This is a genomic window from Cellulosimicrobium sp. TH-20 (assembly GCF_002105775.1).
Lineage (GTDB): Bacteria > Actinomycetota > Actinomycetes > Actinomycetales > Cellulomonadaceae > Cellulosimicrobium > Cellulosimicrobium funkei.
Map to the genome: position 1 here is coordinate 2,417,337 of NZ_CP020857.1, position 19,499 is coordinate 2,436,835.

Annotated in this window: 15 protein-coding genes; 10 read left to right on the forward strand and 5 right to left on the reverse strand. The window is 75.6% G+C overall.

All coding sequences use genetic code 11. The features are described 5' to 3' along the window. Positions 1-36 precede the first annotated feature (36 nt). The gene (locus B8281_RS10635) at positions 37-1,989 is read right to left on the reverse strand and encodes a helicase HerA-like domain-containing protein (protein ID WP_085387692.1); all 1,953 of its coding nucleotides are present in this window, start codon (positions 1,987-1,989) and stop codon (positions 37-39) included. 157 nt (positions 1,990-2,146) lie between these two features. On the opposite strand from B8281_RS10635, the gene B8281_RS10640 reads away from it, so the two are divergent. From B8281_RS10640 to holA, 6 genes are all read left to right on the forward strand, one after another. Further along, on the forward strand, positions 2,147-2,758 hold the full coding sequence (locus tag B8281_RS10640) for a TetR/AcrR family transcriptional regulator (protein ID WP_043659968.1): 612 nt from the start codon (positions 2,147-2,149) through the stop codon (positions 2,756-2,758). A 97-nt stretch (positions 2,759-2,855) separates the two neighbouring features. Beyond that, on the forward strand, positions 2,856-3,827 hold the full coding sequence (locus B8281_RS10645; RefSeq protein WP_085387693.1) for a DUF5692 family protein: 972 nt from the start codon (positions 2,856-2,858) through the stop codon (positions 3,825-3,827). A gap of 106 nt (positions 3,828-3,933) precedes the next feature. Beyond that, on the forward strand, positions 3,934-4,815 hold the full coding sequence (locus B8281_RS10650) for a DegV family protein (RefSeq protein ID WP_085387694.1): 882 nt from the start codon (positions 3,934-3,936) through the stop codon (positions 4,813-4,815). A 121-nt stretch (positions 4,816-4,936) separates the two neighbouring features. After that, on the forward strand, positions 4,937-6,262 hold the full coding sequence (locus B8281_RS19855) for a helix-hairpin-helix domain-containing protein (RefSeq protein WP_232322542.1): 1,326 nt from the start codon (positions 4,937-4,939) through the stop codon (positions 6,260-6,262). Continuing rightward, positions 6,259-8,958 carry a ComEC/Rec2 family competence protein gene (locus B8281_RS10660; RefSeq protein ID WP_085387695.1) on the forward strand — a complete coding sequence of 900 codons (2,700 nt, stop codon included), beginning with the start codon at positions 6,259-6,261 and terminating at the stop codon, positions 8,956-8,958. Before B8281_RS19855 ends, B8281_RS10660 begins: the two co-directional genes overlap by 4 nt. Positions 8,959-9,161: 203 nt before the next feature. Further along, positions 9,162-10,172 (forward strand): DNA polymerase III subunit delta, encoded by a 1,011-nt coding sequence (holA, locus tag B8281_RS10665; RefSeq protein ID WP_085387696.1) that lies wholly within the window; start codon positions 9,162-9,164, stop codon positions 10,170-10,172. 231 nt (positions 10,173-10,403) lie between these two features. Here holA and rpsT read toward each other — a convergent pair whose 3' ends face one another. From rpsT to B8281_RS10680, 3 genes are all read right to left on the reverse strand, one after another. Then, complete coding sequence (gene rpsT, locus B8281_RS10670) at positions 10,404-10,664, reverse strand: 30S ribosomal protein S20 (protein WP_043659362.1); 261 nt, start codon at positions 10,662-10,664, stop codon at positions 10,404-10,406. Between the two features lie 238 nt (positions 10,665-10,902). After that, a complete protein-coding gene (locus tag B8281_RS10675; protein ID WP_085387697.1) occupies positions 10,903-11,589 on the reverse strand; it encodes a type II toxin-antitoxin system PemK/MazF family toxin in 687 nt (228 codons plus the stop codon). Between the two features lie 46 nt (positions 11,590-11,635). Then, entirely contained in the window at positions 11,636-12,214 is a 579-nt protein-coding gene (locus tag B8281_RS10680; protein WP_085387698.1) for a type 1 glutamine amidotransferase domain-containing protein, read from the reverse strand. 205 nt (positions 12,215-12,419) lie between these two features. Between B8281_RS10680 and lepA the strand changes: the two genes are divergently transcribed. From lepA to B8281_RS10695, 3 genes are all read left to right on the forward strand, one after another. After that, positions 12,420-14,312 carry a translation elongation factor 4 gene (lepA, locus tag B8281_RS10685; protein WP_021479819.1) on the forward strand — a complete coding sequence of 631 codons (1,893 nt, stop codon included), beginning with the start codon at positions 12,420-12,422 and terminating at the stop codon, positions 14,310-14,312. Further along, positions 14,309-15,601, forward strand: coding sequence for a radical SAM family heme chaperone HemW (gene hemW, locus B8281_RS10690; protein ID WP_085387699.1), 1,293 nt, complete (start codon positions 14,309-14,311; stop codon positions 15,599-15,601). The genes lepA and hemW overlap by 4 nt, the downstream gene beginning before the upstream one ends. 186 nt (positions 15,602-15,787) lie before the next feature. Next, positions 15,788-16,900, forward strand: coding sequence for a hypothetical protein (locus B8281_RS10695; RefSeq protein WP_157446617.1), 1,113 nt, complete (start codon positions 15,788-15,790; stop codon positions 16,898-16,900). A 96-nt stretch (positions 16,901-16,996) separates the two neighbouring features. Here the strand turns inward: B8281_RS10695 and B8281_RS10700 are convergent, their stop codons facing one another. Beyond that, entirely contained in the window at positions 16,997-17,860 is an 864-nt protein-coding gene (locus tag B8281_RS10700; protein WP_085387701.1) for a DUF3097 domain-containing protein, read from the reverse strand. 155 nt (positions 17,861-18,015) lie between these two features. On the opposite strand from B8281_RS10700, the gene B8281_RS10705 reads away from it, so the two are divergent. Beyond that, complete coding sequence (locus B8281_RS10705) at positions 18,016-19,479, forward strand: MFS transporter (RefSeq protein ID WP_085387702.1); 1,464 nt, start codon at positions 18,016-18,018, stop codon at positions 19,477-19,479. The last annotated feature ends 20 nt before the right edge of the window (positions 19,480-19,499 follow it).

Consider the following 19,499-nt stretch of genomic DNA (forward strand, 5'->3'; position numbering starts at 1 on the left):
CTGGCGCGACGGTCTCCCGCACCCACTGGGTGGGGGTCAGCGGCGGCGGGTGCCGAAGATGGTGCGGGTGAGCTCGCGGCCGAGCTGGGCGCCCGCCGAGCGGAGGAACGAGTCGAGCGGGCTCGACGACCGCGACCGGGAGGACCCGGACGAGGGCGAGCGCCCCGTCGCGGCCTCGCGCTCGAGCTTCGCCCGCATCTTCTCCAGCTCGGCCTGCTCCTTCTTCGCCTCGCGCTCGGCCTCCTGGGCGGCTTTTTTCGCCGCCTTCTCCTGCGCGGCCGCCTCGGCCTCGGCCGCGTCGGCGGCGGCGCGCGCCGCCGCCTGCTCCTGGACGCGCACCTGGAGGAGCTCGAACGCGGACTCGGCGTCGACGGCGGTGCCGTACCGGGCCGTCGCGGGCGACGCCGCCACGATGCCGTCGAGCACGGACGCCGGCGCGGGATCCATCGACGACTGCGGCGCACGGACCCGTGTCCACGCCACCGGGGCGGGCGCGCCCTTCTCGGTGAGCACCGTGACGACGGCCTCGCCCGTCCCCAGCGACTGGAGCAGCCGCTCGAGGTCGTACGGCGACGTGGGGTAGGTGCGCACCGCGGCGCGCAGGGCCGCGGCGTCGTCGGGCGTGAAGGCGCGCAGCGCGTGCTGGACGCGGTTCCCGAGCTGCGCGAGCACGTCGGCGGGGACGTCCTTCGGGCTCTGCGTCACGAAGAACACGCCGACGCCCTTGGACCGCACGAGGCGCACCGTCTGCACCACCTGCTGGAGGAACTCCTTCGACGCGCCCGTGAACAGCAGGTGCGCCTCGTCGAAGAAGAACACGAGCCGCGGCTTCTCGACGTCGCCCACCTCGGGCAGCTCCTGGAAGAGGTCGGCGAGCAGCCACATGAGGAAGGTGGAGAACAGCGCCGGGCGGTCCTGCACCGCGGGGAGCTCGAGCGCGGAGACGACGCCCCGCCCGTCGGGCGTCGTGCGCAGCAGCTCCGACGTCGCGAACGCCGGCTCGCCGAAGAACACGTACGCACCCTGCGCCTGCAGCGCGACGATCTCGCGCAGGATCACGCCGGCCGTCGCGCCCGACACGCCGCCGATGCCCCGGAGCTCGGCCTTGCCCTCGTCGGACGTCAGGTACGCGATGGTGGCCTGGAGGTCCTTGAGGTCCAGCAGCGCGAGGCCCTGCGCATCGGCCCAGTGGAAGATGAGCCCGAGGCTCGACTCCTGCGTCTCGTTGAGGCCGAGCACCTTGGCGAGCAGGAGCGGGCCGAAGTCCGCGACCGTCGTCCGGATCGGCACCCCGGTGCCGAGGCCGCCGAGCGAGTACACCTCGACGGGGTACGCCGTCGGGCTCCAGTCCTGGCCGATCGACGCCGCGCGCTCCACGATCTTCGCGGACGACGTGCCCGGCACGGCGAGCCCCGACAGGTCGCCCTTGACGTCGGCGAGGAACACGGGGACGCCCGCCGCCGACAGGCCCTCCGCCATGCCCTGGAGCGTCTTCGTCTTGCCGGTGCCCGTCGCGCCCGCCACGAGCCCGTGCCGGTTGAGCATCGAGAGCGCGAACCCGACCTGGACGTCGGCGCGGGGGGACGGGTCGCCGCCCTCCGTACCCTCCAGCAGCGCACCGAGCGGGAGCGTGCCGCCGGCGTACGCGTAGCCCGCCGCCACCTGCGCGGCGTACCCGTCGCCGGGGGGCGACGGTGCGTCCCGGGCGGGGCCGGTCGGCGCCGGCTCCGGTGGTGCGTCCGTCGGGGACGGCTCGGCCGCGGGAGCGTCCCCGGGCGGCGCGTCGGCAGGGGTCGCGTCGGTCGAGGGAGCGGAGGCCGGGGGAGCGGGGGCGTCCGGCTCGGGGGCGTCGCCGCGCGCCGCCGCCTCGGCGGCCTCGAGCGCCGCCCGCGCCGCGGCGGCGCGTGCCTCGGCCGCCTCCGCGGCGGCCTGCGCGGCGGCCGCGCGCAGCGCCAGGATCTCCGGGTCGGTCGGTGCGTCGTCGCCCATGCCTCGGATCCTAGGGCGCGGCGCGGGCGGCCGCCCGGCCGCGCCCGGACGGTCGTCACGACCTTCGGGGACTTTCGTCCCCGCGGCGCTCGGCTTTATTGACGGTCTGTCAATAGCGACCCTAGCGTGAAGACGTCCCCCTGATGAAGGAGCGTCCATGAGCGCGACGACACCGACGCGGCGACGCCGGTCCGCACCCGAGGTGCGGGCCGAGGAGATCGTCCGCGCCGCCCGTGAGCTCTTCGTCGAGCGAGGCATCGCGAAGACGTCCACCACGGACGTGGCGGAGCGCGCCGGCGTGGCGCGCGGGCTCGTCTACTACTACTTCGCGGACAAGGACGCGCTCGTCGACGCCGTGCTCGACGAGTACGTGGAGGAGTTCACCGCGGCCGTCCGCGCCTGGGACGCCGCTCGCGAGACGGGCGACATCGACACCGCGCTCGTCGACTGCGTGGCGATGTTCCGCACCTACCTGCGCGCGATCGACCCGCTGCGCGACGACCTCCGGCGCCCCGAGAACGGCGGGCTCTACGACCGGTTCCTCGACCGCGCCGTCCGCGCGGTCGTCGCGTGCCTCGAGGCAACCACGGTCGAGGCCTACGCGGCACGGCACCGCGTCCGGATCGCGCACGTCGCGGAGACGTTCTACGTGCTCGTCTACGGGCTGGTCGGACTCGTCCGGAACTCCCCGGACGTGGACGACGCGGCCCTCGCGACGATCGTGCGCCAGACGCTGCACCTGGACGAGGAGAGCTCCTCGGACGGGTGATCCCGGGTCCTCCGGCGCGCCGGGACCCGGAAGCCCTCCGAGCGCGCACCGTCCCGGGCGGCGTGGGCCGCCCGGTCGTCCCCCAGGAGAAGACGACATGTTCTTGTTCGACTCGATCCCGTGGCAGGCAGCAGTCATGTGGTTCGTCGTGCTGGCCGCGCTCATCGCGCTCAACGAGCTCGTGCGCTGGTCGAAGACCGCCGCCGTCGGCATCTTCGTGGTCCTGCCCGTGGCGCTGACGATCTTCGTCTGGCCGCAGACGGCGGGCGCCGGCTCCTCGACCGGGACGTGGTTCCACTGGGTCAAGGTCTACTCGGCCCTCGCGGGCTGCATCGGCTTCATGCTCCTGCGCTACAGCCCTCGGCTGCGCGCCATGCGGTACGCCCTGCTGTTCCCGCCCGCGATCCTCGGGCTCAACATCCTCGAGGCCGTCATCCGGGACTTCCAGGTCACGGGGATGGACGGCGTGGTCGACGGCGTCGTCATGGTGGGCGGCCCGTGGAACGTCATGAACGGGGTCGCCGGCATCCTCAACCTCGTCACCATCTGCGGGTGGGTCGGGATCTTCGTGACCCGTGACCGGTTCCAGGACATGATCTGGCCCGACATGATGTGGTTCTGGATCATCGCCTACGACCTCTGGAACTTCGCCTACGTCTACAACTGCGTCGGTGACCACGCGTTCTATGCCGGTGCCGCCCTGCTGATCTCGTGCACCATCCCCGCCTTCTTCCTGCGCAAGGGGGCTTGGCTCCAGCACCGTGCCCACACCCTCGCGTTCTGGATGATGTTCACCATGGCCGTCCCGGCGTTTGTCTCCGACTCGCCGTTCGCGGTGCAGTCCTCCCACGACCCGACGGCGCTCTTCGTGGTGAGCCTCGTCTCGCTCCTCGCGAACGTCGCCGTCGCGGTCTACCAGGCGTACGTGATCGTCTCGCGGCGTCGCAACCCGCTGCGCGACGAGCTGTACGCCGACCACGCGTCCTACCGCCGGCTCGCCGCGGAGCGGCCCGCGGCGCGCCCTGCGGAGCAGGCCGTGCCCGCGGGAGTCGCGGCCACCTCGGCCTGACGCACCGGCCACCGGCCCCCGGCGCCGCTCCGGTGTCGCGGGCCGGTCGCGTCCCTGCGCGGCCGGGGTGCGCGACGACGCGTGGTCGCCGTAAGGTGGCGCGGCCATGACCGACCACCGCGTCCACGTCGTCACCGACTCCACAGCCTCCCTGCCCGACGGGCCCGACGAGCGGCTGCGCGCCGTCCCCCTGCACGTGATCGTCGACGACGAGTCGCACCTGGAGGGCGTCGGCCTCACCGCCGAGGACGTCGCGGCGCACCTCCAGGCCGGCCACCGGGTGACCACCTCGCAGCCGACGCCGCGTGCGTTCGGCGAGGCGTACGCCGCGGCGGCCGCGGTCGGCGCGCGCGAGATCGTCTCCGTGCACCTCTCGGGGCAGCTGTCGGGGACGGTGCACGCGGCGGCGCTCGCGGCCGCCGACGCCCCGGTCCCCGTGCGGGTGGTGGACTCGCGGACCGTCGCGATGGGGCTCGGCTTCGCCGCGCGCGAGGCGGCGGCGGCCGCGGCAGCCGGGGCGGGGTCGGACGTCGTCGCGCGGCGGGCGATCGAGGTCGCCGACGCGAGCCGTGCCGTCTTCCTCGTCGACTCGCTCGACCACCTGCGCCGCGGTGGCCGTCTCAGCGCGGCCTCGGCCGCGCTCGGGACGGTGCTCGGTGTCCGCCCGCTGCTGGCGGTGCGTGACGGCAGGATCGACGTCGTGCAGAAGGTCCGGACCCGGTCGGCCGCCGTCGAGCGGCTCACGACGGTCGCCGTGGAGTCGGCGGACCGACGCGTGCGGCCCGCGCTCGCGGTCCACCACGTCGGGGACGACGACGGCGCCGACCGGCTCGCGGTGACGCTCACCGAGCGCACCGGCCTGGACGTCGTCGTGACGCCGGTGAGCGCGGTGCTCGGGGCGCACGTCGGCCCGGGCGTGCTCGCCGTCGTGGTCGCGGACCTCGCCGACCGCGGCTCCGGGGCAGGGGACCTCTCGACGACGACCTGAGGTGCCGACCGCGCGGCCCCTAAGCGCGTGGCCGTGCACAAGCCGGGCGCCTCGTCGTCCCCTCCACAGCCCGGCTCGAGGCGCCGGCAGGGCGTGGCACCCCCGCCCTAGCGTCCACGGCGTGAGCACACCTCGGCACGAGCCCCGCCAGCACGCCCGCCCCGGCCGCGACCCCGGGAGGGACGGCGCCGTCGTCCGGCAACGCCTGCGGGCGGTCGCCGGGTCCGGGCGGCCTGCCCTCGCGTGGCACCCGGCGACCGCCGCGCTGCCCCGGGTCGACCCGCCGGAGACGAGCCCGGTGCGAGGCGAGCGGTGGTCGTGGGAGCCGCGCGAGGCGGTGGACGTCCCTGCGTCGGACGTCCCTGCGTCGGACGCCGTCCCGTCCTGGCACCGGCGTCCTGGAGCGCCGGGCGACCCCGGGTCGTCCGGCGCCGACGGGTGGCTGCCGTCGCGGCCGGAGCCGGAGGAGCGTGCGCCGTCCGTGCCGTCTCTGCCGTCCCCGCCGTCCGAGGTGCCGGAGGCTGACGAGGCCGTCGGTCCCGCCACCCTCGGGGGGACGGCGCGGTCCGACGACGAGGTGCCCGCCGCCACCGTGGACGGAGACGAGGACGTCGAGGCGGACGGAGAGGTGGCTCGCCTGCGGCGGCGCGCGGCGCAGACGGCCGCGAGCGCGTACACGGCCGCGCACGGGCACCCGACGGCGCACTCCGGGTTCGGCGACCTCGCCGAGGAGGGCGGCAGGCGGTGGGCGCTGCGGCCGCGGACCGCGGTCACCGCGCTCGTCGTGGTGCTGCTCGTCGCGGTCGGCGTCGCCGTGCTGCGGGCGCCGGCCGGAGGCGTCGAGCCTGTGGCGCGCGTGGACGCCCCCGCCGCGGCCGCTGCGGCCGGTGACGGCGCCCCGGCCGGTTCGGACGCGTCGCCCGCCGCGGCGGGTGGTGCCGCCGTCGACGGCGCGGGGGAGTCCGCTCCCGATCCGGACGCAGCAGCGGCGGGGACGTCGGGCGGGGTCGTCGTGCACGTCGTCGGGCAGGTGGCAGCGCCGGGCCTCGTCACCGTCGCGACGGACGCCCGAGTCGCCGACGCGCTCGACGCGGCCGGGGGAGCGACCCCCGACGCCGACCTCGCCGCTCTCAACCTCGCGCGCGCCGTGACCGACGGCGAGCAGATCCACGTCCCCCGCCCCGGCGAGGCGGTCGCCGCACCGCCACCCGCCTCCCCGGGGGCGGCCGCCACCGGTGGCGGGGGTGCGGGTGGCGCGATCGTCGACCTCAACGCCGCCGACGCCGCCGCCCTCGACACGCTGCCAGGCATCGGTCCTGTGCTCGCCGAGCGCATCGTCGCGTGGCGCGACGAGAACGGGCCGTTCACCGCCGTCGACGAGCTGGGGGAGGTCAGCGGTATCGGCCCCGCCGTGCTCGAGGACGTGCGCGACCTCGTGCGCGTGTGACCGACCTCCGGCTCGTCCCGGCGGCGCTCGCGGCGTGGGCCACCGCGTTCGTCGCCGTAGGTGCGTCGGCGGCGGACGCGCTGCACGCGGCGCGTGCCACGGCCGTCGTGCTGTGCTGCGTGCTCGTCGCCGGCCTCGTCGCGCTGCGTCGCGGGGCGACCTTCCCCGGGGTGTCCGACGCGGGTCTCGGCGGGGGCGTCGTCACCGTGCCCTCTGGCCCGGCGACCGGTGCGGGCCCCCGCCGGTCGGACGGCCCGCGGCTCGGTGTACCCGCCCAGCCGCAGGACGGTCGGCCGGTCGGGCCGAGGACCGGGTCATCGGTCGGCGTGCGCGTGCTCGGGCAGGTGGCGCTCGTCCTCGCGTGCGTGGCCGCCGTCCTCCTCTCGGGCGGGGCCCAGCTCGCCGCGCGGGCTCCGCTCGCCTCGCTGGCCGACGAGCGCGCGACGGCGACCCTCGCCGGGACGGTGCGCTCCGCCGTCGAGCCGCGGACCGACCCGTGGTCGGGGTCGGCCGACCGGCACGAGGTGCGGGTGGCGGTCGACCAGGTCACCGCACGCGGCGCGACCGTCCCGGCGGCGGGGCCCGTCGTCGTGTCCGGGACAGGGGACGGGTGGACCGACCTTGCGTACGGGGCGGCCGTCGTGGTCACCGGCCGGCTCGACGTGCAGGGGGACCGGACGTTCCTGCGCACGGACGGCGCGCCACGCGTCGTCGACGACCCCGGGCGGTTCCTGCAGGGTGTGCACGCCATGCGGCAGAGCCTGCTCGACGCGACGGACGGGCTCAGCCCGCAGGCGCGCGGGCTCGTGCCGGGGGTGGCCGTGGGGGACACCTCGCGGCTGGACCCGGAGCTCGACGAGGCGATGCGCACCACGTCGCTCACGCACGTCACGGCCGTGTCCGGCGGCCACTTCGTCATCGTCGTCGCGTGCGTCGCGGCACTGTGCGTCCTGCTGCGGGCGACGCGAGCCGTCCGCGTCGTCGTCACGGGTGCGGCGATGGTCGGGTTCGTCGCGCTGGTCCACCCGGAACCGAGCGTGCTGAGAGCGGCGGCGATGGGGGTGGTCGGCGTCCTCGGCATCGCGCTCGGGCGCCCGTCGCGCGCGGTGGCGGCGCTCGGGGCCGCCGTGGTCGTGCTCCTGGTCGTCGACCCGTGGCTGGCGCGGTCGTACGGCTTCGTCCTCTCCGTCGCCGCGACCGCCGGGCTGGCCCTGCTCACGGCGCCGATCGCCCGCCGGCTGGCACCATGGTGCGGACGGACCGCCGCGCACGTCCTCGCCGTCCCGGTGGCAGCGCAGGCGGCGTGCGCCCCGATCGTCGTCCTGCTCGACCCGAGCGTGAGCACGTGGTCCGTCCCGGCGAACCTCCTGGCCGCACCGGCGCTGGGTCCGGCGACGGTGCTCGGCGTCCTCGCGACGCTCGTCGCGCCGTGGTGGCCTGGTGCCGCGACCGCGCTCGCCTGGACGGCGGGGCTCTTCACGGGCTGGATCGCGGGCGTCGCCCAGGTCTTCGCTGCCACGCCCGGCGCACGGGCGCCCTGGCCGGGAGGTCTCGGAGGAGCCGCGCTGCTCGCCGCGCTGACTGCCGTCGGGCTCGCCGTGGTCCTCCGCTCGCGCGCCCTGCAGGACGCGGGGGAGCGCCGCACGCTGCGTCGCGCGACGTCGCCGTCCCTGCGGGCGCGCCTCGCCGGGGAGTGGCGTCGCGTCACCCGGTCGTCACGCCCCGACGCCGGGCCGTTCGGACGGGCCGACGGCGCGCACCCCGCCCTCGCTCCGCGGGCGAGAGCCCGGCCCCGTGCGCGCCTCGCGGCCGTGGTCGTCGTGGTCCTGGCGGTGCCCGTCCTGCTCGTCGTGGTGCTCCGGCCGCTCGGTGTGACCGCGGGGCCGGTCCCCGCGGACTGGGCGGTCGTGGCGTGCGACGTCGGGCAGGGCGACGCGCTCGTCGTGCGCTCGGGCCCGCGCGCCGCGGTGGTCGTGGACGTCGGGCCCGCGGGCGCCGCAGCGGGGTCGTGCCTGGACGACCTCGGGGTCGAGCGGGTCGACCTGCTCGTCCTCAGCCACTTCCACGCGGACCACGTCGGCGGCCTGGAGGCGGTGCTCCGCGGCCGGGAGGTCGAGCGCGCGCTCGTGAGCCCCACGGCGGAGCCCGCGGGGCAGGCCGAGCGCGTGCTCGGGGACCTCGCGGACGCGGGCGTCCCGGCACAGGTCGCGCGGCCCGGGGAGACGGGCGCGACGGGCACGGCGGACTCAGTCGGCGCTGCGGGTGTCGGCGGATCCGGCGAGCGCGTCGACGACGGCGCCTCGTGGGAGGTGCTGCAGGCCGGACCGGGCGACGCGAACGACGCGAGCGTGGCGCTCCTCGTCCGGGTGGCGGGACTGGACGTCGTCGCGCTGGGCGACCTGGAGGACGCGGGGCAGGCGGCGCTCGCGCGGACCCTGGGCGAGCGGGGCACGGGCCCGGTCGACGTCGTCAAGGTCGCGCACCACGGCTCGGCCACCCAGTCCGACCGGCTCGCGCGTGTCCTGGCACCGACCGTCGCGCTCGTCAGCTCGGGCGAGAACACCTACGGCCACCCCACCGACCGGGCGCTCGACCTCTACCGCGGGGTCGGGGCTACCGTGCTGCGGACCGACGCGTGCGGCACCGTGGCGCTCGTCGTGCGCGACGACGTCCTCTCCGCCGCGGGATGCGGATGACCGCGCCCGAGCGCGCCCCCGCACGGGCACCCGAGCGGCCGAGCATCCGGTGCCCCGGTGCCCCGGTGCCCGGTGGCAGGGCGCCCCTGACGCCAGGGCGTCATCGGTGCGGCGTCGCCGGAACTCCTGCGAGGGTCGCGGACCGCAGCCTCGGGGTGCGTCGACCGGCACTGCCGGTGGGCGGCTCGTGGCAGGCTTGGGCCATGCCCGCGCCGACCCGCACCGCCCGTCCGTCCGCCGGCCCGTCCCTCGCGTGGGACGACGTCCGGCTCGCGCCCGTGGTGCTCGTCCAGGGGCCCGAGTCGCTCCTCGCGGAGCGTGCCGTCGACGCGATCGTCGACCTGGCGCGAGAGCGCGACCCCGAGGTCGAGAAGGTGACGATCGAGGCCGCGACGTACCAGGCCGGGATGCTCGCGGTGGCGGCGAGCCCGTCGCTGTTCGGCGAGGCGAAGGTGGTCGTCGTCGAGGGCGCCGAGTCGGCGACGGACGCGCTCGTCGCGGACGTCGTGGACTACGTGCCGGTCGCCGACCCGGCGACGACGGTCGTCGTCGTGCACGGGGGCGGCGTGCGGGGCAAGCGCATGCTCGACGCGATCAAGGGGAGCGGCGCGCCCGTCGTCGCGGTGGAGGCGATCAAGAAGGACTCCGACAAGGTGGCGTTCGTCAACGCCGAGTTCCGCAGGGCCCGTCGACGCATCGACGCGTCGGGCGTGCGGGCTCTCGTCGAGGCCCTCGGCAACGACCTGCGGGAGCTGGCGGCCGCCTGCAGCCAGCTCGTCACGGACACCGACGGCACCGTGAGCGAGGCCGTGGTGGACCGGTACTACGGCGGCCGGGTCGAGGCGACCGGGTTCCGGGTCGCGGACGCCGCGATCGCGGGGAACGCGGGGGAGGCCGTGGCGCTCCTGCGGCACGCGCTCGCGACGGGCGCGGACCCGGTGCCGCTCGTCGCGGCCCTGGCGATGAAGCTCCGCGCCCTCGCGAAGGTCGGCGCGATGCGTGGCCGTGGCGGGGTGGCGGCCAAGGACCTGGGGCTCGCGCCCTGGCAGGTCGACCGCGCGCGCCGCGAGCTCGCGGGCTGGACCCCGGAAGGGCTCGCGACCGCGATCAGCGCCGTCGCGCAGGCCGACGCCGAGGTCAAGGGCGCGGGGCGTGACCCGGTGTTCGCCGTCGAGCGGGCCGTGCTGACGATCGCGCGGGCCCACGGCCGCTGACCAGGCAGCCGCCCGCTCAGGTCCCGGGCTCGGGGTCCCGGCTCGGCACGGCGGCGTCGGTGGCGGGCTCCGACCGGGACCCGGTCCCGCGCGGTGTCGACGGCCAGGACGAGGCGCGCGACACCGGACGCACGAGGGGCGCCGACCCGTGCGGGTCGGCGCCCCTCGTGGGAAACCTGTGCGAGCGTCGCGACGATCAGCGTGTCACGACACCGCGGGCGAACCGTGCGCTCAGAGAGCGTTGACGGACTTCGCGATGGCCGACTTGCGGTTCGCGGCCTGGTTCGCGTGGATGACGCCCTTCGAGACGGCCTTGTCGAGCTTGCGGGACGCCGCCTGGAGCGCGGTGGTCGCCGCGTCCTTGTCGCCCGCGGCGACGGCCTCGCGCACGCGGCGCACGTACGTCTTGAGCTCGGACTTGACTGCCTTGTTGCGCAGACGAGCCTTCTCGTTCGTGCGGATGCGCTTGATCTGGGACTTGATGTTGGCCACGTGTGGACTTTCTGGTTCTGTTCGCCGGAGCGAGCGGATAGGTCGTAGAGGGCGACTCCAGCTCCGGGACTGGGGTGGGGAACCCGTGGAGAGGTGCTGGAGCTGTGCCCGCCGACCTGGGCGGACACGCAGCCATCAAGACTACCAGCGGTCCGGCCGTGACCCTAATCGCTCGTGCGGACGCCGGAGCGGCGCCTCGCGCGGCCCCGAGGCTCGCGCGAGAGCCGGGACCACCGCCTCAGCGGTGCCGCGAGATCCCCTCGACCACGCGGTCGAAGACGTCGCGCCCGACGACGGCACCCTCGCGGCGCACAGCGGCCGGGTCGACGCGCACCACGCGGTCCAGCCGGACCTCGCTGTCGCGCCCCTTCGCGTCCCACGGGCCCGACCCGATGTCGAGCCAGTACCGGCCCCAGCGCGCCTCGTCCCGGACGTCGCGCGAGTGGTCCTTGCTCGTGAGCATCACGCCGAGGAGCCACGCGCCGTCCGACCCGACGAGCAGCACGGGCCGGTCCTTGCCCTGCGAGTGGTCCTCCTCGAACGGGACCCACGTCCACACGATCTCGCCGGGGTCCGGGTCGCCGTCCGGCCGCGGCGCGTACCGCGCACGCACCGCGCCCTCGAAGTCGCCCGGGTACGCGCCCGTGGCAGCACCTCGACCGCCGGTCGTCCCGGCCGGGCCCGGTCGCCCGCCCGCCGCGGGGCGGGGTCGAGGACCTGCAGCACCGGGGCGTGGGCCGGGCCGCGGCGACGGCGTGCGGTCGGCGGGGCCGCGGCCCGACGGCGTCCGCTCCCGCCCCGGGGCCCGCGTCGCCGCGGTGCCCTGGCGCGCGCCGCCCTGCCCCGCGCCCTGCGAGCGCGTAAGCCCGGAGACCACGGCGCGCGCCGCGTCGGTCAGAAGTCCCAGCCATCGGTTGCGTGCCACGCGCGCACCCTACCGGGCGGACGTGTGTCCGCCCGGACGGTGCACGTCACCCGGCCAGGACGGCGTCCACCTCGCGCAGGAAGTCGTCGAGGTCGCCGGGGTCGCGCGACGTGACGAGCGTGTACCCCTCGTCGTCGCGCACGACGGACCGGTCGACCCAGGCGCCGCCCGCGTTGAGCACGTCCGTCTCGAGCGAGGCGTAGCTCGTGAGGGTCTTGCCCTCGACGGCGGCCGCCTCGACGAGCGCCCACGGGCCGTGGCAGATCGCCGCGACCGGCTTGCCGGCGGCCGTGAACGCGCGCACGAGGCTTACGGCGTCGTCCTGGAGGCGCAGCGCGTCGGCGTTGATCGTCCCGCCCGGCACGAGCAGCAGGTCGTACTCGGCAGGGTCGGCGTCGGAGTGCGTGAGGTTCGGGGTGACGGTGCGGCCGGGGTCCTTGTCGCCCACGAGGGTCTGCACGTCGTCGGCGGACGTGGCCGCGACGTCGACCTGCACCCCCTCGCCGCGCAGGTGCTCGAGCGGGACCACGAGCTCGTCCTGCTCGACGCCGTAGTTGGTCACGATCGCCAGCACGCGGCGCCCCTCGGGGCCGCCGGAGGTGCGGTGCTCGGTGTCCTGGGCCATGAGCGCTCCTCTCGTCGCCGGTCGGCCCGGTGCGGCCGGCCGGTCCTCCACGCTAGGTCGGCTCGCGGTGCCCCGCAGGGCGGGCGGGTGCCCGACGCCGGACGTGGGACAATGGTCGTTCCCGCCCGCCCGAGAGCGACCGTCGGCGCGCCGCCCCCGAGCGCGCGGCCCCGACCCGCACGCCACTCCCAGGAGCGCACCCGCGTTGTCCCCGATCCCCAGCGCCCAGCTGAGCACCCGCATCCAGCCCGCGGCCACGCCGCCCGAGCTGATCCGGAACTTCTGCATCATCGCGCACATCGACCACGGCAAGTCGACCCTGGCCGACCGCATGCTGCAGCTCACCGGTGTCGTCGAGCCGCGCGCCATGCGCGCGCAGTATCTCGACCGCATGGACATCGAGCGCGAGCGCGGCATCACGATCAAGTCGCAGGCGGTCCGCATGCCGTGGGCCGTCGTGGCGGACGGCGTGGAGACGCCGCACGCGCTCAACATGATCGACACCCCGGGGCACGTCGACTTCACGTACGAGGTCTCGCGGTCGCTCGCGGCGTGCGAGGGCGCGGTGCTGCTCGTCGACGCGGCGCAGGGCATCGAGGCGCAGACCCTCGCGAACCTGTACCTCGCGATGGAGAACGAGCTCGAGATCATCCCCGTGCTCAACAAGATCGACCTCCCGGCGGCCCAGCCCGAGAAGTACGCGGAGGAGCTCGCGAACCTCGTGGGCGGCGACCCGGACGACGTGCTCAAGGTCTCCGGCAAGACGGGCGCCGGCGTCGAGGCGCTGCTCGACCGCATCGTCGAGCGCGTGCCCGCGCCGGTCGGCGACGCCGACGCCCCGGCGCGCGCCATGATCTTCGACTCGGTCTACGACACCTACCGCGGCGTCGTGACGTACGTGCGCGTCGTCGACGGCAACCTCAACCCGCGCGAGCGCATCGTCATGATGTCGACCCGAGCGACGCACGAGCTGCTCGAGATCGGCGTCATCTCGCCGGAGCCGATCGTCACGAAGGGCCTCGGCGTCGGGGAGGTCGGCTACCTCATCACGGGCGTCAAGGACGTGCGCCAGTCGAAGGTCGGCGACACCGTGACGAACGCGGCGAAGCCCGCCGCCGACGCGCTCGGCGGCTACTCCGACCCGAAGCCCATGGTCTTCTCGGGCCTGTACCCGATCGACGGGACCGACTACCCGGTCCTGCGCGACGCGCTCGACAAGCTCAAGCTCAACGACGCCGCGCTCAACTACGAGCCGGAGACGTCGGTCGCGCTCGGCTTCGGCTTCCGCGTCGGGTTCCTCGGCCTGCTGCACCTGGAGATCGTGCGCGAGCGCCTCGAGCGCGAGTTCGACCTCGACCTCATCTCGACCGCGCCGAACGTCGTCTACGACGTGACGCTCGAGGACGGGACGCTCGTCAACGTGACGAACCCGTCGGAGTTCCCCGGCGGCAAGATCAAGCAGGTCAGCGAGCCGGTCGTGCGCGCGACGATCCTCGCGCCGAGCGAGTTCGTGGGCACCGTGATGGGGCTGTGCAACGACCGTCGCGGCCAGATGCTCGGCATGGACTACCTGTCCGAGGACCGGGTCGAGCTGCGCTTCACGCTCCCGCTCGCCGAGATCGTGTTCGACTTCTTCGACCAGCTCAAGTCCCGCACGCGCGGCTACGCCTCGCTCGACTACGAGCCGTCGGGCGACCAGGTCGCCGACCTCGTCAAGGTCGACATCCTGCTCCAGGGCGAGCAGGTGGACGCGTTCAGCGCGATCGTGCACAAGGACAAGGCGTACGACTACGGCGTCATGATGACGGCGAAGCTCAAGGAGATCATCCCGCGCCAGCAGTTCGAGGTGCCGATCCAGGCGGCCGTCGGCGCGCGCGTCATCGCCCGCGAGACGGTGCGCGCCATGCGCAAGGACGTCCTCGCGAAGTGCTACGGCGGTGACATCAGCCGCAAGCGCAAGCTGCTCGAGAAGCAGAAGGAGGGCAAGAAGCGCATGAAGAACATCGGGTCCGTCGAGGTCCCGAAGGACGCCTTCATCGCCGCGCTCTCCTCCGACGCCGCGGGCGGCAAGGACGCCAAGGACAAGTCGAAGAAGTGAGCCCGGCGCTGCCCGAGGGCGAGCCGGTCCCGCCCGACGGCTCGCTGCCCTCCTGGGTCGCGGGAGGCGCGGGCGGCACCGTGCCCGCGACCCGCGGGTTCGGCGTCTACCTGCACGTCCCGTTCTGCTCGGTGCGGTGCGGGTACTGCGACTTCAACACCTACACGGCGTCCGAGCTGGGCGGGGGCGCGAGCCAGGCGTCGTACGCGAGCACGGCGCTGCGCGAGATCGACCTCGCCGCGCGCGTGCTGCACGACGCCGGGCTGCCCGAGCGGCCCGTCTCGACCGTCTTCGTCGGCGGCGGCACGCCCACGCTCCTGCCGGCCGGGGACCTCGTCCGCCTGCTCGGCGGCGTGCGCGACGCGTGGGGGCTCGCCCCGGACGCCGAGGTGACGACGGAGGCGAACCCGGACTCCGTGACGCCCGCGTCGCTCGCCGAGCTCGCGGCCGCCGGGTTCACGCGCGTGTCGTTCGGCATGCAGTCCGCCGTGCCGCACGTGCTCGCGACGCTCGAGCGCACGCACGACCCGCGCCGCATCCCGGACGTCGTGCGCTGGGCGCGCGACGCCGGCCTCCAGGTCTCGCTCGACCTCATCTACGGCACGCCGGGGGAGAGCCTCGGCGACTGGCGGGCGAGCCTCGAGGCCGCGCTCGCGACCGGCGTCGACCACGTGTCCGCGTACGCGCTCGTCGTGGAGGCGGGGACGAAGATGGCCGCCCAGGTGCGGCGCGGGGAGGTCGCGCTGCCGAGCGAGGACGACCAGGCCACGAAGTACGAGCTCGCCGACGAGCTGCTCACGGCGGCGGGCCTCACCTGGTACGAGGTGAGCAACTGGGCCCGTACCGACGCGGACCGCTGCCGCCACAACCTCGCGTACTGGCGCGGCGACGACTGGTGGGGGATCGGGCCCGGCGCGCACTCCTACGTCGCGGCGGCCGGTACCGAGCCCGCGGGGGCGTCGCCCGAGGACGCCCGCGTCGGCGTGCGGTGGTGGAACGTCAAGCACCCCCGTCGGTACGCGGCGCTGCTCGAGGCGGGCACGAGCCCCGCGGCGGGGCGCGAGCTCCTCACGCGCACGGAGGGCCGGCTCGAGCAGGCGATGCTCGGCGTGCGGCTGCGCGAGGGACTCGACCTCGCGGTCCTCTCCCCGGCGGGACGCCACGCCGTCGCCGGGCTCGTCGCGAACGGGCTGCTCGACGGCCGCGCAGCGGTCGCCGGTCGTGCGGTGCTCACCCTGCGGGGGCGGCTGCTCGCGGACACGGTCGTCCGGACGATCACGGACGAGTGACGTCGGCCCGGGTCCACCGCGACCCGGGCGCGCCCCGCGGTGACGAGGCCCCTTGGCGGCACCACCCTGCTCGCCGCCGTGCGACGGCCGCGGTGCTCGCCGCGCGGTCCGCGCCGGGAACCGCCAAGGTGGACCCAGCACGTCGACGGAGCGTGCAGCCCGCAGCACGTGACGACGAGGAACGAGGTGCACGATGACGGACCCCACGAACCCGGGCGGCGAGCCGCCCCGCGACGACGAGCACACCCCCGCCGACGGCGCGGGCGGTCCGCGACCGGACGCCACGCCACCGTCCGGTCCCGGACCCGACCGGCCCGACGCCGCCCCGTCCGGGGGCGACGTCCCGCCCGCCTCGCCGTACGGCCCGGGCGGGGGAGCGCCGCACGACCCGGCCGCACCGCCGTCGGGCACGCCCGCGTACGGGGCGCCGGGTGCCTACGGCGCCCCGGCCGGTGCGCCGGACGGCGCGGCCGGGGGACCGGCGACGCCCCCGTCGGGCGCGTACCCGCCCCCGTCCGGTGCGTACCCGCCGCCCGCCGGCGGATACCCGCCTCCCGCCGGGGGTACCCGCCGCCGCCCGGGTCGTACCCGGGCGCCGCCGGAGGGTACGGGGGCCAGCCCGGCTACGCGGGCCCGGCGTTCGGCGTCGGCGACGCGATCTCCTACGGGTGGCGCCGCGTCACGTCGAACCTGGGGCCGTGGATCCTCGTCGCGCTGATCTTCCTCGCCGTCAACATCGCGTGGAGCTGGATCACGGGCGGGTTCGACCAGCTCCAGGACCAGTTCGACTACTCCGACACGAACTTCGCGGCCCTCGGCGGCCTCACCTTCACGAGGGCGCTGCTCGCGATCGTCGGCACCGCCATCGGCTACCTCATCACCGCGTTCTTCACGCGCGGCGCGCTCGACGAGGTGGACGGGCGTCGACCCGACGTCGCCGCGTTCTTCCGCATCGGCAACGTGCTCAACGTGCTGCTCGCGGCGCTCATCGTCGGCATCCTGTCCGGCATCGGGTTCTTCCTGTGCGTCCTGCCCGGGCTCGCGATGCTGCTGTTCTCGGCGTTCGTGTACTACGTCGCGCTCGACCAGGGCGTCGACGCGATCACGGCGATCCGCACGAGCTTCTCGCTCGTCGCGAAGAACTTCGGGCAGGTGTTCCTGCTCCTGCTCGCCCTCGTCGGGATCAACATCCTCGGCGCGATCCCGTGCGGTCTCGGGCTCTTCGTGACGCTCCCGCTGAGCTACGTCGCCGTCGGCTACGCCTACCGCCGTCTCACGGGCGGCGTGCCCGCCGCCTGACATCCGGCTGCAACCCTCGCCGCGCCCCGGTGCCGCCTGTCGGTACCGGGGCGCGGTGCGTCTCGAGCGCGGTGGGTCCCGGGCGCCCGCGACCGGTCAGGGCGCGGTGACGAAGTCGATGAGCTCCTCGACCCGCCCGAGCAGCGACGGCTCCAGGTCGGCGTAGGTGCGCACCGTGCCGAGGATGCGCTGCCACGCGCGGCCGACGTCCTCCGCGGTCTGCGCCGGCCAGCCGAGCTCGCGCAGGATCCCGCGCTTCCACTCCGTGCCGCGCTCGATCACGGGCCACCGCTCGAGGCCGATCCGGGCCGGCTTCACCGCCTGCCAGACGTCGACGTACGGGTGCCCGAGCACGAGCACCGTGCCCGCGGGCGACCGCCGCAGCGCCTCGTCGGCGATCCGCCGCTCCTTGCTGCCGGGCACGAGGTGGTCCACGAGCACGCCCACGCGACGCTGCGGCGTCGGGCCGAAGTCCGCGAGCGCCGCCGCGAGGTCGTCGACGCCGTGCAGCGGCTCGACGACGACCCCCTCCACGCGCAGGTCGTCGCCCCACACCTTCTCGACGAGCTCGGCGTCGTGCTTGCCCTCGACCCAGATGCGGCTCCCGCGCGCGACGCGCGCCCGCTGCCCGACGACGGCCCGCGAGCCCGAGGCCGTGCGCGTCGGCGCGGCGGGGGCGCGGGAGGTGACGGGCGGGGTGAGCTCGACGGGCGCGCCGTCGACCCAGAAGCCCGGCCCGAGCGGGAACGTGCGGGTCCGGCCCGCGCGGTCCTCGAGCACGACGACGTGCATCCCGCCCGACTTCTCGACCCGGACCACGGCCCCGACCCACCCGGTCTGCACCTCCTCGACGACGAGGCCGCGCTCCGCGGGCTGCGGGCGCGACACGGGCCGCGCGCGGTGGTGGGTGGGGGCGGGCGTGCCGCCGAGGACGTCGGAGCCGTAGCGGTCGAAGGACACGGCGTCACCCTAGGCCAGCGTCTGCCGCTCACCACCGAGATCGCCCCGTGCGTCGCGGGATCGGCCTCCCGCGGGGAGGTCCCGGGCGCCCGGCCCGGCCGCGCACGGCGGCTCCCGGCGCGCGCGCCCCCGGCGCGGGGTGGTACCACGGACCGATGAGCCAGCAGCGCGCGGAGCCGGACCCGAACCGCTGGCGCGTGCTGCCGGTCTGCCTCGCGGTGGGCTTCATCACGACGCTCGACGTGTCGATCGTCAACGTGGCCCTGCCGTCGATCGAGTCGTCGCTCGACGCGGGCCCGACCCAGCTCCAGCTCGTCGTCGCCGGCTACACGCTCGCGTTCGGGCTCGCGCTGGTGCCCGCCGGGCGCCTGGGCGACGCGGGCGCACGACGACCGCTCTTCATCGCGGGCCTCGTGGGCTTCGCGCTCATGAGCCTCGCGTCCGGGCTCGCGCCGACCGACACGTGGCTCGGCGTCGCGCGCCTGCTCCAGGGCGTGAGCGCGGGCGTCCTCAACCCGCAGGTCGTCGGTCTCATCCAGCAGCAGTTCCGCGGGTACGAGCGCGGGCGCGCGTTCGGCATGTTCGGCGCGACCATCGGCGTCTCGACGGCGCTCGGGCCCCTGCTGGGCGGGCTCATCATCGCCGCGGCGGGCCCGGAGACGGGGTGGCGGTGGGTGTTCCTCGTGAACATCCCCGTCGTCGCCGTGCTCCTGCCCTTCGCGTGGCGCCTCGTGCCCGGGCCGCCGCGCACCGGCTCGGGCGCGGCGCGCGGGCCGCGCCGGCTGGACCTCGTCGGGCTGGGCCTGCTCGGCGCCGCGACCCTCGGCGTGATGATGCCGTTCGTCACGACGACCGGCCGCGGCGACGACGCGTCGCGCTGGTGGTGGCTCGTGCCGGCAGCGGCCGCCGTGGTGGCCGCCGTCGGGTGGGAGCGGCGCTACCAGCGGCGCACGGGCGAGGCCGTGCTCGACCCGCAGGTCGTGGGGCTCGGGTCCTTCCGCAACGGCGCGCTGCTCGGCCTCGCGTACTTCGCCGGGTTCACGGGCATCTTCCTCGTCGTCACGCTCTACCTCCAGGACGAGCTGGGGTACACGCCGCTCCAGGCAGGGCTCGTCGGCACGCCGTTCGCGGTCGCGTCGGGCGTGTCGGCGTGGTTCTCGGGCCGCTGGGTCGCGCGCTGGGGCCGCGAGCTCGTCGTCGGCGGCGTCGTGCTCGTGCTCGTGGGGGTGGTCGCGGCGGAGGTCGTCGTGCGCACGCTCGGGGACGACCCGGGCGCCGTCGGCCCGGCGCTCGCGGTCGCTCTGCTCGTCGCGGGCGCGGGCAGCGGGACGGTCATCGCGCCGAACCAGACGCTCACGCTGTCCGAGGTGCCGGTGAGCCGGGCCGGGGTGGCGGGCAGCATGCTGCAGCTCGGTCAGCGCATCGGGTCGGCCGTCGGGATCTCCGTGGTCCTGTCCGTCTACTACGGCGGGCTCGCGAGCGGCGACTCGGCCGCGGACGCGACCGGGCGGGCGCTCCTGGTGACGATCGGCCTCGTCGCGGTCGCGCTCGTCGTCGGCCTCCTTGACCTGCGTTCGCGACGAGCGGAGGACCGCCGGACGGGCCGCGCGGACGCGTAGGATTGGCACTCGGAGGTCGA